Origin of the sequence: Paenibacillus sp. SN-8-1, assembly GCF_050995535.1 — a bacterium.
GTDB lineage: Bacteria > Bacillota > Bacilli > Paenibacillales > Paenibacillaceae > Fontibacillus.
In genome coordinates this window covers 379667-406560 of record NZ_CP194782.1, presented here as the reverse complement: position 1 = coordinate 406560, position 26894 = coordinate 379667, and the positions used below count along the sequence as shown (strand labels likewise).

Annotated in this window: 22 protein-coding genes and 1 pseudogene; 12 read left to right on the top strand and 11 right to left on the bottom strand. The window is 47.7% G+C overall.

What is annotated here, in order from left to right; all coding sequences use genetic code 11:
• The first annotated feature begins 7 nt into the window (after positions 1-7).
• Both ACRRNK_RS02060 and ACRRNK_RS02055 read left to right on the top strand, forming a co-directional pair.
• On the top strand, positions 8-1765 hold the full coding sequence (locus ACRRNK_RS02060) for a hypothetical protein (RefSeq protein ID WP_433945170.1): 1758 nt from the start codon (positions 8-10) through the stop codon (positions 1763-1765).
• A gap of 398 nt (positions 1766-2163) precedes the next feature.
• Positions 2164-3039 carry a hypothetical protein gene (locus tag ACRRNK_RS02055; RefSeq protein ID WP_433945169.1) on the top strand — a complete coding sequence of 292 codons (876 nt, stop codon included), beginning with the start codon at positions 2164-2166 and terminating at the stop codon, positions 3037-3039.
• A 184-nt stretch (positions 3040-3223) separates the two neighbouring features.
• Here ACRRNK_RS02055 and ACRRNK_RS02050 read toward each other — a convergent pair whose 3' ends face one another.
• Positions 3224-3820: a nitroreductase family protein gene (locus tag ACRRNK_RS02050; protein WP_433945168.1), complete on the bottom strand. Its 597-nt coding sequence runs from the start codon at positions 3818-3820 to the stop codon at positions 3224-3226.
• Between the two features lie 676 nt (positions 3821-4496).
• Between ACRRNK_RS02050 and ACRRNK_RS02045 the strand changes: the two genes are divergently transcribed.
• Both ACRRNK_RS02045 and ACRRNK_RS02040 read left to right on the top strand, forming a co-directional pair.
• Complete coding sequence (locus ACRRNK_RS02045) at positions 4497-5525, top strand: AraC family transcriptional regulator ligand-binding domain-containing protein (RefSeq protein ID WP_433945167.1); 1029 nt, start codon at positions 4497-4499, stop codon at positions 5523-5525.
• Between the two features lie 50 nt (positions 5526-5575).
• A pseudogene (locus ACRRNK_RS02040) lies at positions 5576-6369 on the top strand (SDR family NAD(P)-dependent oxidoreductase).
• 191 nt (positions 6370-6560) lie between these two features.
• On the opposite strand, the gene ACRRNK_RS02035 reads toward ACRRNK_RS02040, so the two are convergent.
• Positions 6561-6962, bottom strand: coding sequence for a VOC family protein (locus ACRRNK_RS02035; protein WP_433945166.1), 402 nt, complete (start codon positions 6960-6962; stop codon positions 6561-6563).
• A 168-nt stretch (positions 6963-7130) separates the two neighbouring features.
• Here ACRRNK_RS02035 and ACRRNK_RS02030 point away from each other — a divergent pair, with 168 nt between their 5' ends.
• The 3 genes from ACRRNK_RS02030 to arsC are packed head-to-tail and all read left to right on the top strand — an operon-like array spanning position 7131 to position 9345.
• A complete protein-coding gene (locus ACRRNK_RS02030; protein WP_433945165.1) occupies positions 7131-7457 on the top strand; it encodes an ArsR/SmtB family transcription factor in 327 nt (108 codons plus the stop codon).
• Positions 7458-7471: 14 nt separating this feature from the next.
• On the top strand, positions 7472-8905 hold the full coding sequence (locus ACRRNK_RS02025) for an arsenic transporter (protein ID WP_433945164.1): 1434 nt from the start codon (positions 7472-7474) through the stop codon (positions 8903-8905).
• A gap of 14 nt (positions 8906-8919) precedes the next feature.
• Positions 8920-9345, top strand: coding sequence for an arsenate reductase (thioredoxin) (gene arsC / locus ACRRNK_RS02020; RefSeq protein ID WP_433945163.1), 426 nt, complete (start codon positions 8920-8922; stop codon positions 9343-9345).
• Here arsC and ACRRNK_RS02015 read toward each other — a convergent pair whose 3' ends face one another.
• Positions 9346-10683 carry an NAD(P)-binding domain-containing protein gene (locus tag ACRRNK_RS02015; RefSeq protein WP_433945162.1) on the bottom strand — a complete coding sequence of 446 codons (1338 nt, stop codon included), beginning with the start codon at positions 10681-10683 and terminating at the stop codon, positions 9346-9348.
• 59 nt (positions 10684-10742) lie between these two features.
• Entirely contained in the window at positions 10743-11192 is a 450-nt protein-coding gene (locus ACRRNK_RS02010) for a MarR family winged helix-turn-helix transcriptional regulator (protein WP_433945161.1), read from the bottom strand.
• Between the two features lie 263 nt (positions 11193-11455).
• Here ACRRNK_RS02010 and ACRRNK_RS02005 point away from each other — a divergent pair, with 263 nt between their 5' ends.
• Positions 11456-12838 (top strand): esterase-like activity of phytase family protein, encoded by a 1383-nt coding sequence (locus ACRRNK_RS02005; protein ID WP_433945160.1) that lies wholly within the window; start codon positions 11456-11458, stop codon positions 12836-12838.
• Positions 12839-12916: 78 nt separating this feature from the next.
• Here the strand turns inward: ACRRNK_RS02005 and ACRRNK_RS02000 are convergent, their stop codons facing one another.
• From ACRRNK_RS02000 to ACRRNK_RS01990, 3 genes are all read right to left on the bottom strand, one after another.
• Positions 12917-13954: a hypothetical protein gene (locus tag ACRRNK_RS02000; protein WP_433945159.1), complete on the bottom strand. Its 1038-nt coding sequence runs from the start codon at positions 13952-13954 to the stop codon at positions 12917-12919.
• Positions 13955-14058: 104 nt separating this feature from the next.
• Positions 14059-15174: a hypothetical protein gene (locus tag ACRRNK_RS01995; protein WP_433945158.1), complete on the bottom strand. Its 1116-nt coding sequence runs from the start codon at positions 15172-15174 to the stop codon at positions 14059-14061.
• A gap of 107 nt (positions 15175-15281) precedes the next feature.
• Positions 15282-16151 (bottom strand): AraC family transcriptional regulator, encoded by an 870-nt coding sequence (locus ACRRNK_RS01990; RefSeq protein ID WP_433945157.1) that lies wholly within the window; start codon positions 16149-16151, stop codon positions 15282-15284.
• Positions 16152-16275: 124 nt separating this feature from the next.
• Between ACRRNK_RS01990 and ACRRNK_RS01985 the strand changes: the two genes are divergently transcribed.
• Genes ACRRNK_RS01985 through ACRRNK_RS01975 form a run of 3 tightly spaced genes read left to right on the top strand, consistent with a single transcriptional unit; the run spans position 16276 to position 19097 of the window.
• Positions 16276-17337 (top strand): Gfo/Idh/MocA family protein, encoded by a 1062-nt coding sequence (locus ACRRNK_RS01985; protein ID WP_433945156.1) that lies wholly within the window; start codon positions 16276-16278, stop codon positions 17335-17337.
• Positions 17338-17355: 18 nt separating this feature from the next.
• Positions 17356-18243 (top strand): sugar phosphate isomerase/epimerase family protein, encoded by an 888-nt coding sequence (locus ACRRNK_RS01980; protein ID WP_433945155.1) that lies wholly within the window; start codon positions 17356-17358, stop codon positions 18241-18243.
• Positions 18240-19097: a sugar phosphate isomerase/epimerase family protein gene (locus tag ACRRNK_RS01975; RefSeq protein ID WP_433945154.1), complete on the top strand. Its 858-nt coding sequence runs from the start codon at positions 18240-18242 to the stop codon at positions 19095-19097. Before ACRRNK_RS01980 ends, ACRRNK_RS01975 begins: the two co-directional genes overlap by 4 nt.
• A 648-nt stretch (positions 19098-19745) precedes the next feature.
• Here the strand turns inward: ACRRNK_RS01975 and ACRRNK_RS01970 are convergent.
• Positions 19746-20498 (bottom strand): hypothetical protein, encoded by a 753-nt coding sequence (locus ACRRNK_RS01970; protein WP_433945153.1) that lies wholly within the window; start codon positions 20496-20498, stop codon positions 19746-19748.
• 935 nt (positions 20499-21433) lie between these two features.
• Between ACRRNK_RS01970 and ACRRNK_RS01965 the strand changes: the two genes are divergently transcribed.
• Positions 21434-22396, top strand: a complete 963-nt coding sequence (locus ACRRNK_RS01965) for a copper amine oxidase N-terminal domain-containing protein (protein ID WP_433945152.1) — start codon at positions 21434-21436, stop codon at positions 22394-22396.
• Between the two features lie 4 nt (positions 22397-22400).
• Here ACRRNK_RS01965 and ACRRNK_RS01960 read toward each other — a convergent pair whose 3' ends face one another.
• From ACRRNK_RS01960 to solA, 3 genes are all read right to left on the bottom strand, one after another.
• Positions 22401-23018 (bottom strand): hypothetical protein, encoded by a 618-nt coding sequence (locus ACRRNK_RS01960; RefSeq protein ID WP_433945151.1) that lies wholly within the window; start codon positions 23016-23018, stop codon positions 22401-22403.
• Positions 23019-23321: 303 nt separating this feature from the next.
• A complete protein-coding gene (locus ACRRNK_RS01955; protein WP_433945150.1) occupies positions 23322-25490 on the bottom strand; it encodes a putative bifunctional diguanylate cyclase/phosphodiesterase in 2169 nt (722 codons plus the stop codon).
• A gap of 271 nt (positions 25491-25761) precedes the next feature.
• A complete protein-coding gene (gene solA / locus ACRRNK_RS01950; RefSeq protein WP_433946775.1) occupies positions 25762-26892 on the bottom strand; it encodes an N-methyl-L-tryptophan oxidase in 1131 nt (376 codons plus the stop codon).
• Between the last annotated feature and the right edge of the window lie 2 nt (positions 26893-26894).

The window sequence follows — 26894 nt, the reverse complement described above, 5'->3', positions numbered from 1 at the left end:
ATATTTAATGACGATCAAAAATTGGTTAACCCTGCGTAATCTTTTCATAGTGCTATGCTCCGCCCTACTCGTACTTATTGCTATCAAGTGTTATTACATCCAGCAGAAGATGACCTGGATCACCGAAGCAGAGCGTGCCTACACGAAGAAAGACCTTATCCAGGCGGAGACGTGGTACCAGAAAGCCCGGAACAACCGCTGGATCGAGTACAAAGAGGATGAGATCCACGCACGCTTAGGCATACTCGCGCCAATCACCGACATTAAAAGCCGGCTTGCCGGACTCGATGAAGCCGCCCAGTCCGCCAATCCGAGCTCCGATCATGACTTTGCGATGCTGGTTCAGTCCTATGCGGACCTGTCTGCCCTACGTGATAAGTATATGAAGACAGGCGGGCAATATAGCAGTTATTACAAGCAAATCTCCTCAGCCTACAAGGTTACGGATCATTTTCTGGATAAATTCAAGCAATATGAGCAGCGCTTCTTCACCCAGATGAACGATAATCTGGAGAAGCGTACCTACCAGGACGAGTCTTTCAGGGGACAGCTCCTGCAGATTCCTGTGGCTTACTACGGGAGCAAGGATAAGCGTCTGACCAGCCTGTCAGCAGCATTCAAGAAGTACGATAACAGAAAGCTTACGCAACTATCTGCTAGCGGCATGTTCACGAGCATGCTGAACGAGGCGTTGTCCATGAAGAATATCTATAAGGAAGCAGGCATCGAGGCACCCTGGATCAAAAAGACAGCCGAGTCCCTGGCCGATCAAATGCTGCGTTCAGACCTAAAGACAGAGAATTATACGGCCTTCGCCTCCCATGCCCGCGACTTTGTTAACTTCGTACAGTCCGCCAAGATGAGATCGCCGCTAACAGGCTATATTTCTACGCAATACAGCAGACTGATCAAGAAAGCGAAGCGGATGGTCGCACGCGGGGAATTTCAGCAGGCGATTGCCCTGTATGAAGCAGTCGCCGTGTACCGGGACACGTCCAAAGAAGTTGCCGCTGCCAAGCTGGCCTGGACCAAGGCTGATCCGATCCGCCTGCTTCAGGCCGCGGACAGCAGCAAGAACTATACCAATGTAGTTGGCGGAGGCAACCTGTACGGGGCCAAGATTTATGCGGCCGCTTCAGACGACACCAATCACATCTACTACGCGGCGATGGATGCCACGGGCCAGATCAAGCTGGTATCTACTGCTGATTTCCCGCAGGGCCGGAAGATTCTTCACATCTCCATGGAGAACAAGCTTAGTACAAGCAGCAGACCTGTTGTGCTGGTGGAGGGTGATTCTCAGACCCGATCAGCGACATATGCGGCTTATGCGGTCGAGGCGGGAAGCCTGAACAAGCTGTTTGAGCTGGAAGCGGATGGCTATCAGGTGGATAAGGAGGGGAATCTTCTCGTCCAGAACCCCGAAGGGGCCGGAGCTGGTCAAAGTGCCAGATATGTATGGACGGGCAGCGGATATGAATATCAGGAGATTAAGACTGCACCCGAATATGCTGATATTGCTATAGATGATCTGCTCCAGCATCAGGGTGAGAAGGTGAGGTTCACCTGCAGCATCGTGAGCATCACGGATAGCGGGCCGCTTGCCCAGCTGGGCGACAGCTACGTTCTGCTTAAGTCAGGCAGCCTGCTGTCGGTAGGCCAAGTAACGGTATCCGGTACTCTTGCCAGCCAAAATGAAGAAGTTGTTGTAGGTCAGACGGCCCTATCTCTGCCAGTATTTGAAGTAACGTTGGTGGAGGAGTAGGATTTCTGCTGCTTGAGGGCAGGGTAACGGACCGGAACGAAGCCTAACGGAGCTGTTCCACAAGCGTCTTTCTCTGAAATGGAGACAGCCTGTAATCCCTGATCCAACAATAGAAACCAAGACAAACAGCAAGTCTCCCGGTTACCCCCGAGACTTGCTGTTTGTCTTTTACAATCCATGCACCCGGCTTCCATTGATTGTGAGCGAGTAGCCGCCCGCCAGCTATCAATTTAATGATTTCTTATAAGGCTTATTCCCTAAAAATATTCTTGCTGCTAACGCTTACATAATATGGATAAATACATAACTGATCCCTATTCCCTATTGCCTTTTATGTAGAATAATAGAATCATTTCTATTGTAAAGCCCAAAAATGTTAGAAAAAGGAGAATTATGAAATGAAGCTAGTAAAATGGATTTCCCTGACCCTTCTAGCGGCAAGCCTTAGTATCCTGGGAGGCTGCCAATTATTTGGCGCGGCTCAGAGCTCCTCAGCAAGTTCCTCTTTTACGGAGTCCTCCTTGCCTGGGGGAGGATTAGCTTTGCCAGAGAATGAACGGATTCACCTGTCTACAAATAAACAATGGATCGCTGCTGATGGGCATTTGTCGGATTTGATCCGGTTGCAATGGACCGCAGCTCAAGCTAAACCCGCAATTTCCTGGGCTGACGAGAAGGGCGTTGACAAGACGGCCATCATATCTCACGATAAAGCGAATAATCCTGAGCAGCACGATCACAAGCACATTTCAATTGAGACAACGATGTCGCCTACAGGCCAGCATAAGGATGAGTTGTTCACCCGATTCGAGATTCCTTATGACACCGACGTGGCGGATATTCGAACCCATTCCTCCAATTTTAACGTGATGGACGGCATTCTCCGGGTAGCTTCAAAAGAAGATAAAGATATCCAATTCGCCAAAAATGATACGAACAACGTAACGACTCCGCTCTGGACACTTCGGGCAAGCAGCGGAGAAAAGGGCGGGAATGCCGGAGCGGACTTCAACATTATCCGCTATGATGATCAAGGCAAAGCCATGGATAGTGCTGTGACCATAAGCAGACAAAAAGGCGATGTTGGAATTGGAACTACCCAGCCGGAAAGTAAGCTTGATGTCAACGGTGATCGCATTCGTATTCGGAAATCCAGCACACCAGAATCCGCACACGCCTCAGGGAATGTTGGAGATATTGTATGGGATGACAATTATATTTACATTTGTGTCGCCAAGGACACTTGGAAAAGAACAGAACTTAAGTCATGGTAATAGATCGCCAGAACGGCGATCCATTCAGAATATATCGGGCATACAGCAATGAATGCTGATCAGGCCCAGATGCAGGGACGAGTAAGTGCATGTTAATGATTGAAGGGGGCATCCCGTAGCCATGTGCATGGCTTATGGGATACCCCCTTCTCATTATCAGGTGATCCTCTGGATGTATTCTTGTCTACTCCTGAGCCTCAAGCTTCTCTGGAGTATCGACCCACACCGTCTTCTCCTGGAATGGAGTGCGCTTACCCTGCAGGTCCGTCACATCGGGCTCTCCAAGGTAGATGAACCCAAGCATTTTATCCTGCGGACGAAGACCGAAGTGCTCGTTCATCTTCGGACTAAAGCATGGAGCCCCGGTTCTCCACACGGCTCCTAGACCTAGACTGTGAATCTCAAGCAGCATGTTCTGAATGGCGGCGAAGACGGCGCCATATTCCTCAAGCTCAATGACTCCTGCCTTATCCACCGGTGCTACAGCCACGGTTATGATGACTGGCGCGCGAAGCGGCTGGTTCTTGGCTGATTCTACGGCCTTCAGGGCTTCTGGTGAATTCGAGTCTTCGAACTTCTCCAGCGCAATTTCCGCCAGGGCGTTTCCAAGCAATCCGCGGCCCTCACCTCTAAGTACGAAGAAACGCCATGGCTCAGTCAGGCGGTGGTTCGGCGCCCATGTCCCTGCTTCCAGAATGCGTTCTATGGACTGGGCAGGGATTTCATTCTGCTTCACTTTCCCGATACTTCTTCTATTCCGAATCGCTTCTGATACGTTCATGCTTAAATCCTCCCATTTCTGATATGTAATCATCTTTATCTTGTTATGTCTTAGCCTGCAGTGTGATATTAATCACTCGAACTCTATTGTAGCAAAAAAATGAATGCGATTCATGTTATGATAACCCGTTCCGCCTGCTTTTACTGATTTGCAAAAAACTATATTGATTTCTAGCTGTTTAAATTAGTAGATCCCGAACCAAAGGAGGAACACCCATGAAAAGAACCCTCACACAATATATGACAAGCCAAGGTAGGTTAGCATGAGAAAATTCACAACAATATTTGTTCTTCTACTCCTGTACCTTTTTTCTTGCTGGATTACAAACGAAGTAAAGGATATCGCTATTCTAGATGCTTCCGGCAGAGATCACTATGTTCGATATCATCTTTTTTATGAGAAATTCACTTTTTTTAATGAGCAAAGAATAATCGCATATGAGCGGGTTCTTCCGAATCTAGATAGAATATTCATCTTACTCTTAGTCGTCATATTCTTTGTGATGAGTTTAATTCGATTAAAACGGCAACGCTAGGCTAGAAAACTCCAGAGGGCACCGCGAACTAATTAACCGGTGGCCTTACCTCGTCCGGATAGGCTATAATCAAATAAATCAATGGTCCACGGGCTCCGTGGACCATTTGCAATTGGATTTTAACCTTGGAGGCCGACAGCCATGAACTCTTCTTCCGCAGACCGTATCAAGATCACGCCAGGCTTCTGGACTAACCTGAGAGGAATAGGGGTAGAACCTATTGACGTAGCGCGTCAAGCCCGTCTACCGCTAACCATTATCAACGAGCCGTTAGTCACGACAGCACAATATTATTCAATTTGGCAAGCCTATTCCGAACTAGTCGGAGACACCGCTATGGGAATCGTTAAGCTTGCGACCGCCTACGAGACGGCTCAGTATCCGCCAGCCGCTTTGGCGACCTTCCACGCTCAAGACTACAGGGACGCGTTGAACCGAATGGCGCGCTATAAGCAAATGTGCCCTCCGGAAAATTTGCGCATCCAGGAAGAAGGCGAGCAATGCTCGATTGAATTGGAGTGGCAGGATGCCGAGCAACCCGGACCGCCGGTGCTTGTCGGCATCACGCTAGCCTATCTGCTTGAGCTCGGGCGCCGGGGAACCGGCCGTCATCTGACGGCTCGTTCCGTCGAATTCATACACCCTATGGGCGACGTTCAAGCCCTTGAAGGTTATTTCGGCTGCCGCGTTCAGATAGGGATGGACCGCAATCGGCTAATGCTGAATCGCGATGATCTGGACCGTCCCTTCGCGTCGTACAACGAAGAGCTTCTCGAGATTCTGACCCCCGCCTTGGATCGTTCGCTGGACGAACGACAGAGCCAGCTCACTGTGAGCGCTAAAGTGAAGTGGATCTTGTCGCGATCCCTAACTCGAGGGCGGATCGACATTCAGACCGTAGCCTTCGAACTGGGGATGAGCGATCGCACCTTGCAGCGCAGGCTGACGGACGAAGGCACAAGCTTCAAGCAGCTGCTGTCGCAAACCAGGCGCGAGAAAGCTGTCGCTTACTTGGCAGACCCGTCGCTGGACATCAAAGAGGTCGCTTTTCTCGTCGGCTACGAGGACCAGAATTCGTTCTATCGCGCATTCCGGTCATGGGAAGGGGAGACTCCCGCCAATTGGCGCATTGCGCAAGAGCAATGGCGTTCGGCGCTAGTTACCGAGTAGGCGAAATGAAGTACCATTATCCCTATACTAGACATAGGGAGTGCAGGCAGATGGATATGGGATTGAAGAATAAGACGGCTTTAGTAACGGGATCAACCAGAGGCATAGGAAAAGCGATTGCCCTCGAACTTGCCAGGGAAGGCGTTCATGTTCTCATAAATGGTCGGAACAACGATGACGTAGAGCGCACGGTCGCGGAGATCCAAGCGGCGTTCCGGAGACGGAACCTCGAAATGCAGCGGCCGACCTCGTCGATTCAAGGCAAAGAGATGCTTTACTCGCAAATTTCCCCCACGTTGATATTCTCGTCAACAGCATGGGCATCTATGAGATCATGTCCTATGACGATGTAGACGATGACGTATGGGAGAAATACTTCCGTACGAACTTTCTCGCAGCCAACGACTTAACCAAGTTTTATTTACCCTCCATGCTGAGCCGCGAATACGGCCGCATCCTCTTCATCGCGAGCGAGGAAGCCGTCATGCCTTCGGGACAGATGCCTCAATATGGCGTGACCAAATCCATGCTGTTGTCATTGTCCAAGAGCTTGTCCAAGCTGACCCGCTGCACCGAGGTTACTGTGAATACAATCCTGCCTGGACCGACCCTCTCCGAGAACGTGCAGCAGATCATCGAGAGCATTTATTCGGACGAAGAGATGACCTTCGAGGCTAAAGAGAAGGACTTTATGACGAAGAACCTGCCTCAATCAGAAATCCAAAGGTTTATCAGACCTGCGGAGATCGGCCGATTGACTGCTTTCATCTGCAGTCCGATGGCCTCCGCCTTCAAAGGCTCCCCGATCCGCATGGATGGAGGAATGGTACCGACAATATTTTAATTTTTGAGCGGATACAAATGCTCAGCAAAACAACCATGAGGCTGCCGCGGCGATCAATCGGTAGCCTCCTCTCCCTGATCGACACAACGGATCTGCTGCGCCATTTTATCCGAATCGCCGACTTATAAATATGAGATTATAGGGGTGTAAAAAACACCGGTCACCTTAAGCAGGTGACCGGTGTTTCCATTTTAGCGTTTCGGCATTTTGCTCTCATCCATGTACAGCAGGTTCCAGCGGTGACCGTCCAGGTCGGCAAATCCCGTGCCGTACATCCAGCCGTCAATTTCACTCGGCTTGCCAAAGATGTGCCCTCCGGCTAACTCTACTTTTTGAATAAAGGCATCTACATCTTCTCTGCTGTCAGCGCCAATGGAGAATATCACCTCAGCGCTGTGGGAAGTATCCGCGATTTTTGAACCTGTGAATTTCTCAAACGCCGCATCCGGGAACAGCAGAATCGTTGTCCCGCCTATGGCAAGCTTGGCTCTCTCGTTACCCACACTCTCCGCTTGGAATCCAATCTCATTGAAAAAAGCGGTTGACCGCTCAACATCTTTGACCGGCAGGTTAATCCAGATCTCCTGTGACATAGCTATAGCCCCCCCTGGAATATATTCTCAGATACTCCTACTATACTCTACTTCTGGCATCAGAAGCTAATCTTAATATAAACAATATAACTGGTTGATTATATTCTTTAATGATTATATAATTCAGTCCGTATATATGGACTAGATTAAGATTCCCATTAAGGAGAGATGTTAATGGTAGTGAGCACCATTGATGAAATGTCAGATCATATGAAATTGCTCGCTGATAAAACAAGACTGACCATTATGGCTCTATTAAAGGAACGAGAGATGTGCGTCTGTGACATCGTGGATATATTGGAGACAAGCCAGCCTAACGTAAGTCAGCATTTAAAAAAATTAAAATTAGGTGGTTTGGTTAATGAGACTAAACGAAGCCAGTGGGTTTATTATTCCTTGAATGTAGAGGATAAACCATATCTGGAAAGTGTGATTAACCAGCTGCCCTGTATGAAATCTAAGCTCGAGGGCCATACCGGCTTATCATGTAACTAATCTACGGAGGTCTTATGTTAATCATCGCTGTTGCTATTTTTCTTGTTACATTAACCTTCGTTATTTGGCAGCCAAAAGGCTTAAGCATTGGGTGGTCCGCCGCAGGGGGAGCCGTTCTGGCTCTATGCTGCGGAGTTGTTCAGTTTTCTGACGCTTGGGATGTAACCCTTATTGTGTGGAACGCAACTCTAACCTTCGTGGCTATTATTTTGATTTCTCTCATTCTAGATGAAATTGGTTTCTTTGAATGGGCAGCTTTACATGTGGCCAGATTCGCCAGGGGAAATGGGCGGCTAATGTTTGTCTATGTCATCTTGCTCGGAGCTGCCGTATCCGCGCTATTTGCCAACGATGGGGCTGCCTTGATTCTGACTCCTATTGTACTGGCAATGGTGCGAGGACTTAATTTTAATGAGCGGATGATCCTGCCTTTTATCATGGCAAGCGGTTTCATCTCAGACACAGCCTCCTTGCCGCTCGTAATCAGTAATTTGGTGAACATTGTTTCGTCCGACTTTTTCGGCATTTCCTTTATGGAATACGCCAGCAGGATGATTATACCCACCTTGTTCTCGATCGCAGGAAGCCTGATCATGCTGTTGCTAATGTTCAGAAGAAGTATACCCGTCCACTATGAAGTCCAGCAGCTAAAGATTCCTTCAAAAGCAATCAAGGATCGGCGTTTGTTTCGCTTAGCTTGGATAATTCTTGGTGTTTTGCTGGCCGCATACATGTGCAGTCAGTTTATAAATATTCCTGTTTCCGCAATCGCTGGAATTGCCGCTATCGTCTTTATCCTTTGTGCTAAGAGGAGTCCTCGGATCCACACTTGGACACTTATTAAAGGAGCTCCTTGGGCTGTCGTAGTCTTCTCCATCGGCATGTATATTGTCGTGTATGGATTGCGAAATGTGGGCCTGACAGATGAATTAGGCAGACTATTTGAAGCGGTTAGCCACCAGGGGTTATTTATCTCCACGGTGGGCTCAGGATTTATTGCAGCCATTTTGTCGTCCATTATGAACAACATGCCTACGGTTATGATTGACGCGCTTGCGATCAAAGCAACCTCAGCGGAGGGCCTTATTCGCGAATCACTTATCTATGCTAATGTGATCGGATCAGATTTAGGACCTAAAATCACCCCGATTGGTTCATTAGCTACATTGCTGTGGCTGCATGTTTTGGCACAGAAAGGCGTTAAAATTGGTTGGGGAACCTATTTCAAAATTGGCTTCATTTTAACCGTTCCAACACTTGTCATCACTTTGACCGGTCTTTACTTATGGCTGTCTTTTATCCAAGCCACTTCGGTCAATCTATGGATTGCCATCGCGGGAATTTTTGTTTGTCTCTTAGCCGTCTGGTGGGGGATAAAGAAGCTTCTGGATAGAAAAAGCCAACGGGGTACCAGCAAATCCTATACCCACCCATCCAAAAACAATTAAAGGAGATTTAAATCATGAAAGAAAAACAACTTGTATATTTCTTGTGCACGGGTAATTCTTGCCGGAGTCAGATCGCAGACGGCTTCCTGAAAGCACTTGGTGGAGATAAATATGAGGTGAAAAGTGCTGGTCTGGAAGCCCACGGATTAAATCCACGGGCCGTGCAAGCTATGAAAGAGGCGGGCATTGATATCAGCAGCCATACCTCGGATGTTATCGATCCGGAAATTCTGAATCGTGCGGATTATGTGATTACGCTTTGCGGCCACGCGGATGAACATTGCCCTGTGATTTCCAATCCTAACGTCACCAAATGGCATTGGGGTTTTGATGATCCGGCCAAAGCCACGGGAACCGATGAAGAAATTACGGCTCAATTTAATCAAGTTCGTGATGCCATTAAGAACCGGATTGCCCAGTTTGTTGAATTCGGGAAATAACTAGCAGCTCTTCGGCCCACATTCAGAATCCGGTACTATTGAACCACAGCACCCTGTTTCTGCTTGAACTGAAATATTTCGCTTGGAGACCGAACAAACCCCAGTCTGAGGAAGCTTCAGCTTGACCTTGCGGGCAGCCACGAAGTCTCCAGCAAGAGCAGCTACAACGCTTCTAACCTGTTCATAACCCGTGGCAAGCAGAAAGGTTGGAGCACGCCCATAACTTTTAGCGCCTACAATGTACAGATTCTTCTCAGGTTGCCGCAATTCTGCTTCACCATGTGGCCGAACCGTCCCACAGCTATGAATGTTAGGGTCAATGAGATTCGCTAACTGTGCAACACATTCAATCGCTGAATCCGTGGTATATCTAAGCTCACTTAGGAAGGAGAAGTCTGGCCGCGAGCCGGTAGCCACAATAATTTCGTCCAGGTGAGGAATCTCAGATTGCTCTCCGCTTTGTCGTCCTATAAGAGTGAGCTTCCGGGTGCCATGATCTTCTCTAACTTCCTGAACAAGAAAAGGGGTATGCACTTTCACCTTTCCCTCTTGAACAAACCTATTGGCCTTCAATCCGAGTTCTCCGCGTGCCAGCAGACCGTCATTTTCGCCTCCTCCAAAGGCTTCACTCACTTGCTGCTTTCTTAAGACCCAATGGATTTGGGTTTGTTCCTCACGCTGCTGCAACTGGTGAAGAAGAGTAAGGGATTGGATTGCGGAATGACCACTGCCGATGACAGCCACATTTTTGCCGGCATATTTCCTAGAATCCGTATCCAAGATATCCGGTATGCCATAGCGAATATGTTCCGAATATTTAAGTTCCCCGACGGAAATCCTCCCGCTCGCTGTCATGGGATTTGGAGATAACCAGGTGCCGGTGGCGTCAATGACCGCTGAAGCTTCAACTTTTCCAGTGAGGCCATCTTGATTATATTCCAGAATAAAAGGAGCCTTTTCTCTGCCGAGTGTCTTCATTCTATCCATGTCTTTCCGGTACACGGCCGTGACTTCAGCGTTCAAATATAGATTAGGCTTAATGGAGTCTAATTGAGATAGGGGCTTCAAATAGAGCTCCACCAAATCATATCCCTTCGGTAAATCGGTTGGATTAGGTTCCAGCCAGCCGCTTTGTAGAAGCAGTTCCCTGGCAGCTGAATCTATATTAAACTCCCAGGCGGAGAACATGCGAACATGCTTCCAGCTTAAGACAGAGGCTCCAACGTCCGATCCCTTTTCAAATAAAACAAAAGGCAACTTTCTTCTTACAAGCTGTGCTGCAGCAGCAAGGGCTAAAGGTCCACCACCAACAATGGCTACAGGTAATTGTCTGTTCATATTTGATCCCCTCCAAATTTTAGATTTAGTTGCATTTTGCAAGTATTGGACAAAAGCTATCACCCCTTGATGGGGCGGCAGCAGTTACCTGACTTCGCCATCGCTTCATTCATCAGCCTAATGGACTTAAGGACCATTTGATGTTCCTCTTCACTCATATAAGAGAAGACTTCATCCAAGTAAGCTTGCATTTGCTGATCAATGGTGGTTGCTACATATTTCCCTTCAGTTGTTAGGGATAAGGTATATACACGACGATCGGATGGTTCCATTGTTTTCTTAATCAAGTTCATTCGAACTAAAGACTGAACCTGGCGGCTAAATGTTGTAATATCCGCCCCAAGAATGTCAGCGACTTGCTGCATAGAAGGATGATGCTGGCGATCAACCTCATACAAAATATGGCTTTGAACAGGGGAGATATCACAACCCCCTACACTGCAGCAATTCTTATTGAGCAATCCGAAGCGACGAGTCATAATTTGAAACAGTTCGCGCGCGTTCTCCAAAGTATGTCACCTCTTGGATATAGTTATAGCTTATTTATTTGCACATTGCAAGTAAATACATCCTGGAAGCATGCGGAGTCAGCCAAGAGCCCGCTTAACTTCTAGATTCGGAGAGCACGAAGAGACGTGTCTCTTCATACTCTTTTTACGTTTTTACATAACTTAGACGATCTACATACATTCCACTAATAAATCAAAACTAGAATAGACCTGATCAGTCGGCTGATGCCGATTACTTTATTCTGGAAGGGGTTTCTTCACTTATGTCTTCGTCAAAAAAATGGATCATCGCCGCAATAGCCGCCCTCTCGGTCGGAGGCGCCTCCGTTCTGTCCTCCACAGCTCAGGCTGCGGAGCTTTCGTATATGCTGAATGGACAGAACACAACAATCAGTACATATGAAGACTGGAATACCGCTCACACGAGCGTTACCTTGACCATTAAGCCCAAGCTTACTGGCAAATACACGCTGAACCAGCCAGACCTTGCTCCAGGAATCAAATTCGGGATCGGCTCCTCTCTTGCCCATATTCCGGGTGATCCGGACGATATTTTCTACACAACGGCAGACCGCGGCCCTAATGGGGAAGTTGATGTGAACGGCACGACACGCCGCACTTTCCCGCTGCCGAACTACACGCCTACCATTTACAAAATCCAGCTCGTTCAAGGCCAGATCAAGGTTCTGGAGACCATCCCGCTGAAGATTAACGGCAAAGATCCGGTGACCGGATCGAACCTCATTACAGGGCTGCCAAACCTCAAGTCACGGGATGAAGTTCCTTACGACAAAGCCGCAGCAAATGTCATTTCTTACGATCCTTATGGACTTGATGTGGAAGGTCTCGCCTACAATCCGAAGGATGATACATTCTGGATCTCCGATGAGTACGGCCCTTATCTCGTACAGGTCAAAAGGGATGGCACCCTGCTGCAGCGCCTGGCTCCCAAAGGCATCAGCTCCGAGCTGAATACGCCTGAACTCCCGCTGAAGGATGTGCTTCCAGCCGCTTACCTCACCCGCCGCCAAAACCGGGGAGCGGAAGCCGTAGGCATCACCCCTGACGGAAAATGGCTGTTCATGGCGATGCAGAGCCCGCTTCGGAATCCAGACAAGAATGTTGATAATTCACGCGCGCTTCGAATTCTCAAGCTCGACCTGGCTACGCTGCAGCCAGTTGCCGAATATGCTTACATGGCTGAAGACGCCAAGCAGTTCAAGGATTTGAAGCAGTCGGACATTGTCATCTCCGACCTGAACGTGATTAATGAGAACACGCTGCTGATTGACGAGCGTGACAAGAACGCGGGCGACAAAGCCCAGCTTAAGCGTATTTACCAGATCGACCTGTCCAAGGCAACGAATATCCTCGGGCAGTATGACGATACCGCCAAGGCCGGGAAAACGCTGGAGCAGCTCAGCATTGCGGAGCTCGATAAGGCAGGTATTGTCCCTCCAAGCAAAAGGACCATTTTGGACGTGGTGGAGCTGAAGTATCCGAACGAGAAGATCGAAGGCATCACCTTGGTAAATGGTCATACCCTGGTGATCGTCAACGACAATGACTTCGGTGTTGACCGTCCGGATTCCAAGGAGAACGGGACGGACTTATGGACCTTTGAACTTCCTTATGTCTTGAAGTAAGACCTTGGGTCCTTGCAGGAAAGTAGACAACTTAACCAAAAGGACAGCCTTTAGTTGGCTGTCCTTTTGGCATTGCAATTAAATATGATGTGATTGATCCATTAATTTCTGGCATTCCACTTGGAATTCATGGGGGTTATCCAAGAATAGATATACCTGATCAACAATTTGCCTTTTTCCAAATAAATGGATAACCGTAATCTTGCTTTTCAAACGTATAAGTACATTGGGTTCTATGATAAGGGGCATGATGGATGCTTTCAGGTCTTTTTGCGCCAATTCCCCAGATTTAATCACGGAGACAGATTCAATATTATCTATATCCATATACGATGACATTTGAATGCCGTACTGAATTCTTATGTCTTGTTGTGAAACTAAAATCGGATTTAAACGCATAGCCCGGTAATCCGCAATGAATAAGACAATGATATATATATTTCCTAGTGAAAGCACCCATGCGGCGATATGTGACCACTGCATAAGGAGTAGATGAACACAAACGCCTTCAATTATCAAGACCTTGGATAACATCAATATAGTTATAAGCCAGCTTGACTTTGTATGGTAACTGAATGAAGATGAACCATTTCGTAAATACGGCTTTTTTCTCCAAGACAAAAGAGCGTAGTAAAAGACAGAGGCATCATGAACCAGCAAGGATGTTATTTTGGGGCCCTTGAATGTGGCTTCAAGACTTCTCCGCAACGTTTCTATCGGATGGGAACCCGCGGTAAAATTTCGTCTGAAATTAACTGCGATTTGGTAGACTTTATATATCTCATAACAAAGAAACATAAGCTCTATGGGTATGAGGGTATACTTTACAATCTCAAGTGTTCCTTGACTTGTGCCCGGCAGCGTCAGCGCCAAAGCGATATAACCTATAAGAGCGTAGGGAAGAACCGCTATGAATTTTTTATTTCGTTTTCGATAGACAAGGAAGTAAAGTAATAAGGGAATTACAACTACAAAATCTAACGTAACCGCGATAGACAGCAGTTGGTCATCTTTTTTAGCTAATAGAGACTTAACAACAACGAGGTCAAAAAGGATGATAAATAAGCTAACACCAATAAAATAACTCATATTATTCCTAAAAAGCTTGGGCATCATTTAGAAGAACTCCTCCCCATACATATCTAAATCTACTATAGAACAAATTGGTAATTTCACCAAACTTAAAAGCGACCCCCATATAGGAGGCCGCTTGTTATATCTCAATGAAGAACTGACGGATCGAGCAGCTGATCCACTTCCCGCAGCAGCTCCGCGGATAATTCATGAAGGGCATGAATATCCAGCGCGTCATTATAGATCGCGGTAATCAGGTCCCGGGTGTCCTTAGCGCTCTCCAGGAGAGCGATGCCCTCTTTCATCGAGCTTGTGTACCGGTTCTTGATCCCGGCAATTTCGTCCGCGTACTTCTCATCCGTTCCGTCTGCTATGGCAAGCTTGTAGACATCGAGGATAGAATCCCCCTTGCGGGTAGGGAAATGCTCATGGGGCGCGGTACTGTCGAATAAGCCTAAGCTGAGGTCCGGGAAGATCAGCATATCCAGGCTGTTCGGATCGAAGCCGCAGTGATAAATTTCAACCCGGATACCGCAGCTTTGGGCCTCTGCGGCAAGCTTTTTGAACAGAGTGGATTTGCCGGAGCCCGGGCGTCCTTTTACAAAGATACGGGTATTCAAGTCCTTCGTCAGGTTCGGGACATAATCGATAGCTCCCTGCCAGGTCGCCGCGCCCAGGAATCGATGAACCACCTGTACCTGATGCGTATCGCCATCACTCCGCACACTTGGAATAAGATATTCTTCGGTGAGCTGAGCTGCGATCTGATCCGCAGCTGCCCGGTCCAAATTGTCGATATAGAACTTCTCCCATTCATCGTGAATCAGCAGGGTCTTATGGAAAGTAGCGTAGGCCTCGTTATAGATAGCACTGATCTGATGATCCAACTGTTCAAGCTCGTCAGCGGAAGCCTCCAGGATTTCCTTATCCAGCGCCTTCTCCATATCGACATACCGAATCTCCGTCCCCTCCAGCACCGGATCGGCTCCCCATGCATTTCCGTCCACGACTCCGATTCGCGCATCTTCCAGAATAACGGCCTCCAGCAGCCGGCTGTCCAGGGGCTGATGGATATAATGCACGCTCCAGCCCCTGTTGCTCCAGGCAGCCGCCAGCTCCTGCAGCACCCTTGCATTCCCAGCCCCCGCACGTCCACCCAGCACGAATACCGTATCAAGCCCGGCCAGTACCGAGTCGAACAACGTATATAATCCAGCAGCCGTATTGCCGCGCGCAAAATAGTGCTTTTCCCGTTCCGCCATGATCGTTAACACGCTCCTTTGAATGTCAGAAGAAAATGCTTACACTCTAGGTTATGCGTGGCAGCAAGTCTGGTTGAACGCCTAATTTGAATAAATCTTCCAGCGGGTCACTGCCCACCCCTGCTGCGGTAACTTCTCGGCGAGATGCCGGTAATTCTTTTGAATACTCGGGAGAAGTAGAACGTATCTTTGTAACCGAGTGCTTCGCCAATCTCCTTGACTGAGAGGTCTGTATTGAGCAGGATATTCTTTGCTTCCCCAACCTTGAGCTGGTGTATGTATTCATTAAAGGGAAAGCCTGTGTATTCATGGATGATTCTACGCAGGGTCGAAACGGAAATGTGGTGCCGGGCAGCCAGTTCCGCCGGCTCTGGTGTAGTGTGCAGCATCCCCGTCAGGTCCTCAATCACCTTGAGCACCAGCCCTCCCCGGCCGCTCTCCTGAATACGATCCGGCTGGGTGACGAGCTCATACATGAACGCCTCGATCATCATCGCGGCGCGGTCGAGATTGCTCGGAACTCCGCTGTCAATGAGCATGAACGTCATTTCCATCTTGTGAATGAACTTCTCATCCATGACCGCTTTCTTCACCAGGGATGGATCAGGAAGCCAACTTTCAAGCCACTCCGCAACCCGGCTGCCCTCCACCGTAAAATAATACTCATCCCAGAACCCATCCTGATCAGGACCATAATTAAACACGACTCCCGGGTACAGACAGAACCAGCTTCCAGCCTCAACCTGCTGTATTGGGCCGCCATCCACCTGATAAAATCCACGACCTTTCGTAATCATGGCGAAGGCCCAATAATTGAACCCCGCCTCCCTCCGCTGGAGCGTTCTGCCGGGAAGATGTCCGGCATTGACTACAGCAATGGACTTCAGCTTCCGTTTGCTTGCTTCAACAGCCGGATTGAAGATCCGTATCGGATCAGAACTGATCATATAATCCAGGTATTTTGTCACCCTGCACATTCACCCCTGTATGACGGCTATGATAAATTTAAATTAATGAACATATATAACATATCCGTGCAGCTGATTATAACCGTATTGTATCAAACATCCCACGGATCATGAAAGGATGGAAGCGCACACAATGAGCGAACTCAAGATCGGTCTTATCGGTAACGGGTCCATTTCCGAGAGTCATCTGTCAGCTTATCAGGCCAATCCGAAAGTCAAGCTGTGGGCAATCAGCGATCTGAATCAAGCCAGAGCCCAGGAGACAGCGAAGAAGTACGGCATCCCTCATGTATATACGAATTACAATGACCTGCTTGCGAACACGGAGATTAATGCCGTCAGCATCTGCACCTGGAACAACACCCATGCAGAGATCAGCATCGCCGCTCTGGAAGCCGGCAAGGATGTGCTCTGCGAGAAGCCGCTGTGCAAGACAGTGGACGAAGCTCTCAAGATCGAAGAAGCGGTTCAGCGTACTGGAAGACTGCTCCAGGTCGGCTATGTCCGCCGTCATGCTTCCAACATCGGGGTACTCAAGAAGTTCATGGATGCCGGCGATCTCGGTGAGATTTACTTTGCCAAAGCGAGCATCATCCGGCGGCTTGGTAATCCAGGCGGATGGTTCGCGGACAAGGACCGCTCTGGCGGCGGGCCTCTGATCGATATCGGCGTCCATGTCATTGATCTATGCTGGTACCTTATGGGTAGACCCAAAGTAAAGTCCGTCAGTGGAAATACGTACAGCAAGCTGGGCAACCGCTCCCACATTGAGAACTACAACTTCTATCAGGCGGCGGACTACGACGCTTCCTTGAACACGGTTGAGGATATGGCGAACGCCCTTGTCAGGTTCGAGAACGGCGCCTCCCTGCTCGTGGATGTCAGCTTCTCGCTGCATGCCAAGCAGAACTCAGCCCAAGTGAATATTTACGGAGATAAAGGCGGGGCGGAAATAGAACCTGCGCTGTCCATTGTGACGGAGAAGCATAACACCATCATCAATATTGAGCCGCAGATCAGCGAGCCCGGCTTTAACTTCCAGGAGGCCTTCGATAACGAGATCAATCATTTTGTCGATGCCTGCCTTGGCCTCATCCAGACGAACAGCCCTGTGGAAGATGGGGTTCAGATGATCAAAATCCTGAACGCAATCTATCAATCGGCAGAGGAAGGCCGGGAGATTCATTTCGAATAACAAGGAGGCTCTGTAGAGATGAAGCTTACCAATAAAATCGGCGTGATTGTTGACAGCTTTGGCGTAGGGGTTAGAGAAGGCTTGGTAAAAGCCAAGGAAGTGGGCGCTGACGGCGTCCAGATCTATGCCGTATCCGGCGAGATGGACCCTGCCCGCTTAACCGGAGCGCAGCGCAGAGAGCTGCGCAGCTATATTGAGGGCCTCGGACTTGAAGTCTCCGCTCTATGCGGGGACCTGGCGGGTCACGGCTTCCAGGATGCCGAGGCGAACCCCGCGAAGATCGAGAAGTCCAAGCGGATTCTGGATCTTGCCGCTGAGCTGGGAACCAATGTAGTGACGACACACATCGGCATCGTCCCTGACGATACAAGCAGCCGTATCTATGACTCGATGCAGCGGGCTTGTGAGGAGCTTGGGGTGTATGCCAAGAGCATGAACGCTTATTTTGCAATCGAGACCGGACCTGAGCGGGCGGCCCACCTGAAAAGCTTCCTGGATACGCTCAGCACCAACGGCGTGTCCGTGAATTTCGACCCGGCGAACATGGTCATGGTTACCGGAGACGATCCAGTAGCAGGCGTGAAGCTGCTTGGAGATTATCTCGTTCACACCCATGTGAAGGACGGGAAGCGTCTGCGTCCGGTGGACCCCAGAGATGTGTACGGCTATCTGGGCTACGGAGCGATGGATCATGAGCGAATCGCCGAAATGGCGGCCTCCGGTGCGGCCTTTGAAGAGGTTCCGCTTGGTCAGGGCCAAGTGGACTTTCCCGCTTATTTCGCGGCACTACAGGAGATTGGCTATACCGGATATCTGACGATTGAACGGGAAGTTGGAGCGAATCCTGAGGAAGATATCCGTCAGGCGGTAGCTTTTATCAAGTCATATAAGGAGCAACTGTCATGAAACTGGGGATTAGTTCGTACAGCTTGTATCAGGCACTTGCCGCGGGGGAGATGGACATCCTTGAAGTTATGGAGTGGACCCGTGGTATTGGCGCGGAGCACTTCGAGATTGTTCCGATTGGGTATGACTTTAACGAGAATCCTGAGCTGGAAGATCAGATCCGTGAGAAGGCTTCGGCTCTGAAGCTGGACATTTCCAACTATGCCATTGGAGCCAACTTCATCACAGCTACCGAGGAAGAGTATGAGGCAGAGATTCAGCGGGTTATCTCCGAAGTGGACCGTGCCCATCGACTGGGTGCCAAGTTAATGCGCCACGATGTGGCTTCAAGGACGGACACGTCAATTGCTAGATTTAATGAAGACCTGGAGCGGATCTCCCGTGCCTGCCAGCGGATTGCGGATTACGCGAAGCAGTATGACATTACCACCAGTGCCGAGAACCATGGATATTACGTGCAGGCCAGTGACCGTATACAGGCGCTCATTCACGCCGTGGATCGTTTGAACTTCAAGACTACGCTGGATGTGGGCAATTTCGTGTGTGTGGACGAGAATCCGGTTACAGCGGTTCGCAGCAACATCCCTTACGCCTCTATGGTTCACGTGAAGGACTTCTATATTCGCCCCGGTTCCCGGAACCCGGGCGAAGGCTGGTTCCAAAGCGCCGGGGGAGCTTACCTGCGCGGGGCGATTGCCGGTCAAGGGGATCTGGATCTGTACGAGATACTTCGGATCGTTAAGAGCTCCGGCTACGACGGCTACATTTCGATAGAATACGAAGGCATGGAGGATTGCCGGACAGGAACCCGGATTGCTTTTGAAAATGTGACGCGGATCTGGAACGAGGTTTGATGTAAATTGAAATCTTAATAGATCCATTTCGAGCGATAGGCCGGGTGATTTACTGGCTAAAAGAAGACCAAGGAAAGAGGCCGACCCTGTCATTTTAAAATGAATGGGATCGGCCGGTTTCCGCTTATCCATGTTTTCTCCATCCTTGGAAACTAATCCAAAAAATGTACACAAACAGAAGTGAAAGTATTATAGATGGGATTATTAATGGTTGCATGAGGTTACCAATTGGTAATAAATCCATAAAATAAACAACAATATTTATAATTGCAATCCCAATAAATAGTACAGTGTTTAGTATTGCAAAGTTGGTTATTGCTTTTTTGTTTTTTCGCGTGAAAATATAGACAGCAATAAAGGAGATGATAAACAAAGCTAAAAATACCATTTCAAAATTAGACACCCATTCACCCATTTGGCTAATGTTATAAATATCTTCTTCAGTTATATTACTTTTTGAAGACCAATATTGAGACTTGTTTATTCTTTGATGGTCCAAAAGTACATAACTGTAATACAATAAGAGCATTAAATTAATATATGCGAGTTTTACCGTTTTAAACGTTCTATTAATCGTTGGCTTGAAAATAAGTAATTCACTCCTTATAGCTAAAATATACTTTCTACTATATTTTAGCATACAGAGGTTCAATTTTGCATTGCTGAAGGAGAAGCGTTAAAGGCATCTATATAGTCCCCAAAATCATAAGTTACGATTCCATTGACATTTCCAATAGGTATGCTCAAGCTTGCTTTCATTTTATAACTAGCTTTAAATGTTGCTACGTATCCAGAATAAGAACTTGAAGTACTAACATTGTTAAGAGATGCAGAAAATCCAGCACCAAAGTTTGCAGTAGTTAGATTAATAGCTGCATTACTTGTAGAGTTAATCTTAAATGTACTCCCATATGAAAAAGTCCCTGAAACTGTGGTGACCCATTCTTTTCTCCACTTCCCTGAGGTATCTGTTGCTATATGATAAAATTTCTTTGACACGCTCTCACCACTCACGCTAGCCAGGGAACTCTTATTTTGAATATTAAGTTGCTCATTCTTACTAGTTTCACTATATGCAATAGACAAATTTTGTTCTTGAATGACTTTTCTAATATGCTTATAATCATTATTTTTAATGTCTTCATTAGCAATTTCAATAAACCCTCTTGTTATATCTAATCCGCTTGGATCTGTTACGACTAATTCACTTTGATTCTCAAGTGCACTATTGATGTAGTTCAAAAACAGTTGGCTTACTTCAGTATCTGAAGTAAGTTGCATGCTTTCTTGAGTAATGTTGTCGCTTGGTTTACTTGATAAGTTTTCAGCAGCAAATATAGTAGCCGTATTAAAAGATAGTACTAGAACTGAAGTTGTTAGCAAAGTAAGGATTCGTTTCATTTGTTGTCTTCCTCCTCAAATTTAGATAATTAGAGTATTAAGATCATTTCAACTATAAAGAGATAGTACACAAGTCTCTAGTCAATCACCTCTCAATTCATATCCAGAAAAAGAATTTTAATTTATATAACTTACCACAATTACCACAAATAGTAAAAAATGAACCAAAATCTACAAATATCCTTGGACTCGGAAGAAGAACATGCCAAGTTGGCTTGCAAGATCTAATTTTCAGAATGACCCGGCAGACGGATCTGCTCAGCATTAACCGAAGCAACGTGTACCGCTTGTCCACCTCAGGAGAAAACCATCTCCGATGATGAGGATGTATCCATCATGCGATGAAACGATGAATAACTCTATGCGGACTATCCTACAAGGGATACCGAACCCTCATCAATGAAGTATAAGAATTATAACAACGCTGCTAAATCCACCTTCATTGCCCTACTACTCGGTATTGCCTGGTTGACGCTTCGCCCAAAACGATAGAGCCGTTAAAAATCACGTAATAAATGAGGCTCAGAAGATAGTTAATTTCCAAAAGGAAGTCATCCCATAGTAGAGTCAGCAATTAAGCAGGAATATGCTAATAAACCAAACCTAGTATCCAAAAGTGGCTAACTATGTTAGCTCTATTTCAAACAAGAACTCTTCATATACCATATCTTTAGACATGTCAAGAGAGCAGATCATGGTCAGGGGTCAGTTGTCAGACAAGCAAGCTGCTGACATCAAACAGAAATTTGGCGAGTATGTAAATGTTATTGTGGATGATACAAAAAATATTCCTCTTAATCGATGAATGATGTTATCAGCCCATAAAGCTGATGACTCACCTTAGATTTACATAGTATGATGAGTGACGATAATAGTACCTGCTCGTTATCATCTTTTAAAAGATCCGTTTTTCTCTTTGGGAGGTCGTTTAGTTAATGAAGAAAGTTGTATCCTACATGCTATCCCTAATTCTATTGGTCACCTTCGTACTTCCGGCAGCCGCCACTGGAACTGGAAATGCAAAGCCTGTTTTGTTTGTCAACGGTCAGCGTATGATGGCAGACATTACCCCTGCCGTGGACAAAACCGGCGTTTATGTGCCTTACAAAGCAGTATTCGGAGCCCTGGGATACACGGCCTCTTACGACGCTAAGGCAAAGATGCATATTCTCAAGAGAGCAAGTACCACGATCAAATTCACAGTCGGCGGTAAAAGCGCCATCGTGAACGGGCAGAAAAAGGTCTTGACCCTTTCTCCAAAATTGATCGGCAGCACAGTGTACATACCGTTGATATTTATGACCGAAACGATTAAGATGCCCACGGTTGACGACAAGGTGAACAATATTGTTCAAATAGGTAAAGCTGCTGTAGTGGATCACTTTTTCCAGCTGAACTTTGGATTGACACCCGATCAAGTGAAAAAGCTTGAGAAGAATAAGCTGTCAGAAGCAGGCAAAGACGGGGACGGCAATGACAATCTGACCTATTATGACGTCACACTCCCGAACGGTACGAGAGGCAGCATCAGCTATGGCTTCAAGAACGGGAAGCTGAACGATGTTATGTTCATGTTCGATAACTACTCCTCTGATTTCGATGCAGCTTTGGCTGCTTATAAGCAGGATAAAGTCTACCTCGATAAGGTATACAATAAAGGCTCCGAGGCCAATGACGTTGTCTGGTATTCTGAAGAGGATGTTCAAACGCAACATGCTGAGGAGTTCTCCAAGTACGACTATGATTTACTGGCAACCTCGCTTACTAATGGCGACCTCAACCTCGAGGCCACGTATAAGTCCACCTCATTCTCAGTTTCAATCAACTTGACGAATCTGAACTCAGACGAAGAGGATGACCCTTATTACATGCACACAATCTCATATGTAAAGAACTAATCCATCAGATCGTATTTGATGAAGAGAACTTATTCAGCATTGTCTGAACTTCATCTGCACTTCTCAGAACTATGAAATTGCCATCTTCATCATAGGTATGATGTCCCTTGAATGCGTCGGGCATTTCATTATACTGCTGCTCCTCCTGCCTAAGAGCCTGCTCAAAGCATGCATAACCGTACTTCTTGATCAGATACGGAAGTCCGCTGGCAGAATGCAAAAATTCATATTCCTGATAGTTGTAGGGGGTATGTTCCGGTCTTTTCATCAACAGCTTCATGAAGTGCTTCATAGTCCGCTCAATTTCAGGCTCTGTGGCATAATTCGCGAGACCACGAACAGCTTTGGGCTTCATGTCGAGATATCGTTCTTTTTTATAGGCATCCTGGAAAAATGGCTTAAGCCCCAGCTCAGGATACGATAAATGCATGAAACAGCCAAGTAGTTTATTTCGTAGAGCCATGTCTTTTAGCTTAAAGTAGATGTCTGCCAGAACATGAACATCCCCGGCTTTTATATAGCGATAATCCAGAGCGTTTATTGCTTCTCTGAACTGTACATTTCTTTCAGAGACAGCAGCTGTCTTCAAGTATTCCATGGCCGCTTCATTGCGTTGTTGCATGAAGTGTCCCCTCCTTTGCCTCAGGCGGAGTAGAGTCAACTGCCACTTTATTATATCTCTTTCTTCTGATCTCGTGACAATAAGACCAAGCAAAAGAGACTGACCCCAGTAGTTTGATATGTTCGCCACACAGCAACAGGCTTCTATTATTCACCTGGCTATATGGGAAGCTTACCAACTGGAGCAGTCTCTTTCTCTGAGCTTATACTGTATATCCTTAACGAACAAAGTCGCTCTTCGAAGAATAGTAGTCTTCTAGAACTACCTTTTAATAATACTGCTGTAACGTTTACTACATTACCGCTAATACCGCACAAGCAGTCCCTCAACCTTATCCTCATCAACAGGCTTACTTAGGAAATACCCCTGAATGAGATCACATCCGTGCTCCTTCAGGTAAGCGAGCTGCTCGTGACTCTCTACGCCTTCGGCAACGACTTCCAGACCCATCTTGTGTCCAATCTCAATCATTGCCTCAGTCAGGGAACGATTCTTGTCCTCTTCGGGCAGGTTGTCTATAAATCCCTTATCAATCTTGAGTGTGGAGATCGGCAGCTGCTTCAGATAGCTTAGGGAAGAGTATCCGGTCCCGAAATCATCCAGTGCAATGCGAACTCCAAGTGAGCGCAGAATTTCCAGCTTATGAATAATCGGCTCATAGGATTCCATGAAGATGGATTCGGTAATCTCCAGCTCCAGATACTGCGGAGTAAGTCCCGTATCTTCCAGAATATCAAGCACCATCGTTACGAAATCCTCTTGAACCATCTGAATCACGGAAATATTGACGGAAATCCTGCAATCCGGGTGTCCCATCTCATGGATTCGGCGCATGAATGTACACGCTGTCATCATCACCCATTGTCCAATGGAAATGATGGTACGGCTATCCTCTGCCACCGGGATGAACAGCATAGGGGAGACCATTCCAAGCTCTGGATTATGCCAGCGCAGCAGAGCTTCAAAGCCAACAATCCGGCCTGTCTGTACATTCATCTGCGGCTGATATTGCAGCTGGAATTCGTCCTGGGCAAGCGCGTTCCTGAGATGCTTGTCTATAATCATCCGCTCGGCGAGGGCCGAGTGCATCGTCTTGTTATACATTGTGAAGACGCCTTTCCCTGCCTTCTTCGATCTGTACATAGCCACATCGGCATTCTTAAGCAGCTCTTCCGTGTCTTCGCCGTCTTCAGGGTAACAGGCGACCCCGATACTTATGGTGGCGTATATATTGCTTGAGTTAATCCGGATAGGCTGCTTGAATTTGTCGATCAGCTTATCTGCAATCGACAGTACAGCTTCCTTGTTCTCCATATTCTTGATAAAGTAGACGAATTCGTCCCCGGCCAGGCGGTACAGCATTCCTTCAAGGGGCAGCAGCGTAGCCAGCTTCTGACTCACCTGGCGAATCAGCATGTCTCCGGACTTGTGCCCCAGTGTATCATTGATGAACTTAAAGTTATCCATATCAATGAAGAATATAGCGGCCAGACCTTCCGGTTCTCTGAAGAAAAGGTCCAGGTCCTCAAGCATATACAGCCGGTTCGGCAGTCCACTGAGCGAATCATAATACGCCAGCTTGTGCAGCTCCTCCTGCACCTGCTTCATTTTGTGAATATCCGTATTAGAGCCGGCAAGCCTATATACCTCACCTCGTTCATTGAACAGCGCCTTCCCCCGTCCCATGTACCAGTTGTATCTGCCGCTGTCCTGTCTTAAACGGTATTCAGCCTGGAAGTAATCCGTCTTCTGCTTGATGTGTCTTAACGCAGCCAATTTAAGCCTTCCCCGGTCATCTGGATGAATCCGCTGGAACAGACGGCGCATGTTGAAATTCGGCTGATCCGCACATCCAAGCATGTCTATAAGCCGGGGAGACAAGTGCAGCTCCTTCTTCTCATAGTCCATCTCCCAGATCCCGTCGTTCACCGCGTCGACAAGAAGGCGATAATTCTCCTCACTGGTTTTGAGCTCGTTATAGCTTTGCTGGAGACGCAGTTCATAGAGCTTTTTCTCCGTAACATCAATCATTGAGCCTGCGAACCGGATCTGACGTCCATTGGCCCTCCATGTCGCTTGACCGCGCACAGAGAACCACAGGTAGCCCCCATCCTTCTTCCGCATCCGGTATTCCGTATTATAGACAGGGGTCTTGCCTTCCAGATGCTCCTGCCTGGCACGCCGAACCACAGCTATATCGTCCGGATGAACAAGCTGCTCCCAGACCTCCAGTCTCCCGTCCACTTCTCCGAAGCCATACCCCATAATCTCGTACCATCTCTCGGAGACATAATACACTCCGCCTGGAAAAACCGTATCCCAGATCACGGCACCAGAGCCCTTCGTAGAGACCTGAAAACGTTCTTCACTCATACGAAGCCGCTTAATATGATATCTCAGTACTAGAAAACCTGATGCTGTAACCAGCACAAATACAATATTAAATAATACAATGAGATTGATCCTGTCCATTCCTGTTCCTTCTTCCATGGCATTCTAAGTCTGTTTTCCTACGAGCTTATTGTCATAAGAAGGTCTGACACAAAGCACAGTCTATTATTTAATATCGGCTCAAAAATGCTAATTTTTAGCACATATCCAGATAATCGGATCAAAAGTCCTCTGTTTCGCGCCACCAAGCCTTAGCACAACAAAAAAACGAGCCTCACGGCTCGCTGCTTCACGTCTTTTGTATTTTCTATTGAATCCGCTACATGCTTCTAATAAATCCGCTAAACGGTTCCTATTCGAATCTGCTAATAGAGAATAGCCCGATATCCAACGACGCAGCTCCCCTAGTCACAAGATCAGCGAGAATTTCGCCGACTACACTTGCGAATTTGAAGCCATGCCCCGAGAAGCCTCCGGCGATCAGCACATTGGAATGAACAGGATGACGATCGATAATAAAATCCTCATCCGGAGTTAATTCATATTTACAGACCAAGCCGCGGTTCAGCGCGCCTGCCGCCTCAGGCATATAATTCTCCAGTGCTCTGCGCAGATCCCTCTCGTCCTCTTCACAGCTGCCGAACGGGGCAATCGGCTCACCCGGATTCCACGGTAATCCTCCGTCATGCCGGCCAATCTTGAGACCAGCTCCATCCAGGCTAGGGAAGCCGTAGAATCCCCCTTCCGGTGTATTCAACGTGAATCCCGGGAATCTGCCCGCATCAAACTGGGCATTAGAAGGCTGAAACCAGCCGACCACCTTGCGCACTGGCTTTATTTTCAAGGACAAAAATGGCTCCAGCGTCTTGAACCACGCCCCCGCGCTGAGGATGACCTGACCCGCATGGAAGATTCCCTTGGACGTATACACCGTTACACCTTGCGGGCTCGCCTCCAATCGCTCTACCCGGGTATTCGCAAGCAGCTCTGCTCCAGCCTCCGCCGCTGATCTGCGATAAGCGGATATACAGCGCTCACTATACAAATAGCCTGCCTGAGGTTCATACAGAGCCATGTAGTCCTCGGGAACAACGATCCCTGGCCACCGCTTACGAATTTCATCCGCATCCAGATACTCAACCGGCAGCCCTAAACTTATGGACTCTTCCAGCCGTGTCTTATAAGAATAGACAGCCGGGGAGGACATGTTCAGCACGCCCGATTGGACGAGCAGCGTCTCATCCGTCTCCTCCTCCAGCTCATTCCACAGCTGATGGGCCCGGATCGCCATGTTAATATAAGCAGGGCCTCCATGGTAAGCATGCCGGATCAGGCGGGTATCCCCGTGATGACTTCCCTCCTGATGAGGAGGATCGAAGGCATCAATAAGGAGAGTATTCACGCCTCGTTTGGCCAAATGGGCCCCTGCGCTCATCCCCATGGATCCCGCCCCTACGACAATGACATCGTATGAAGTGCGAATCG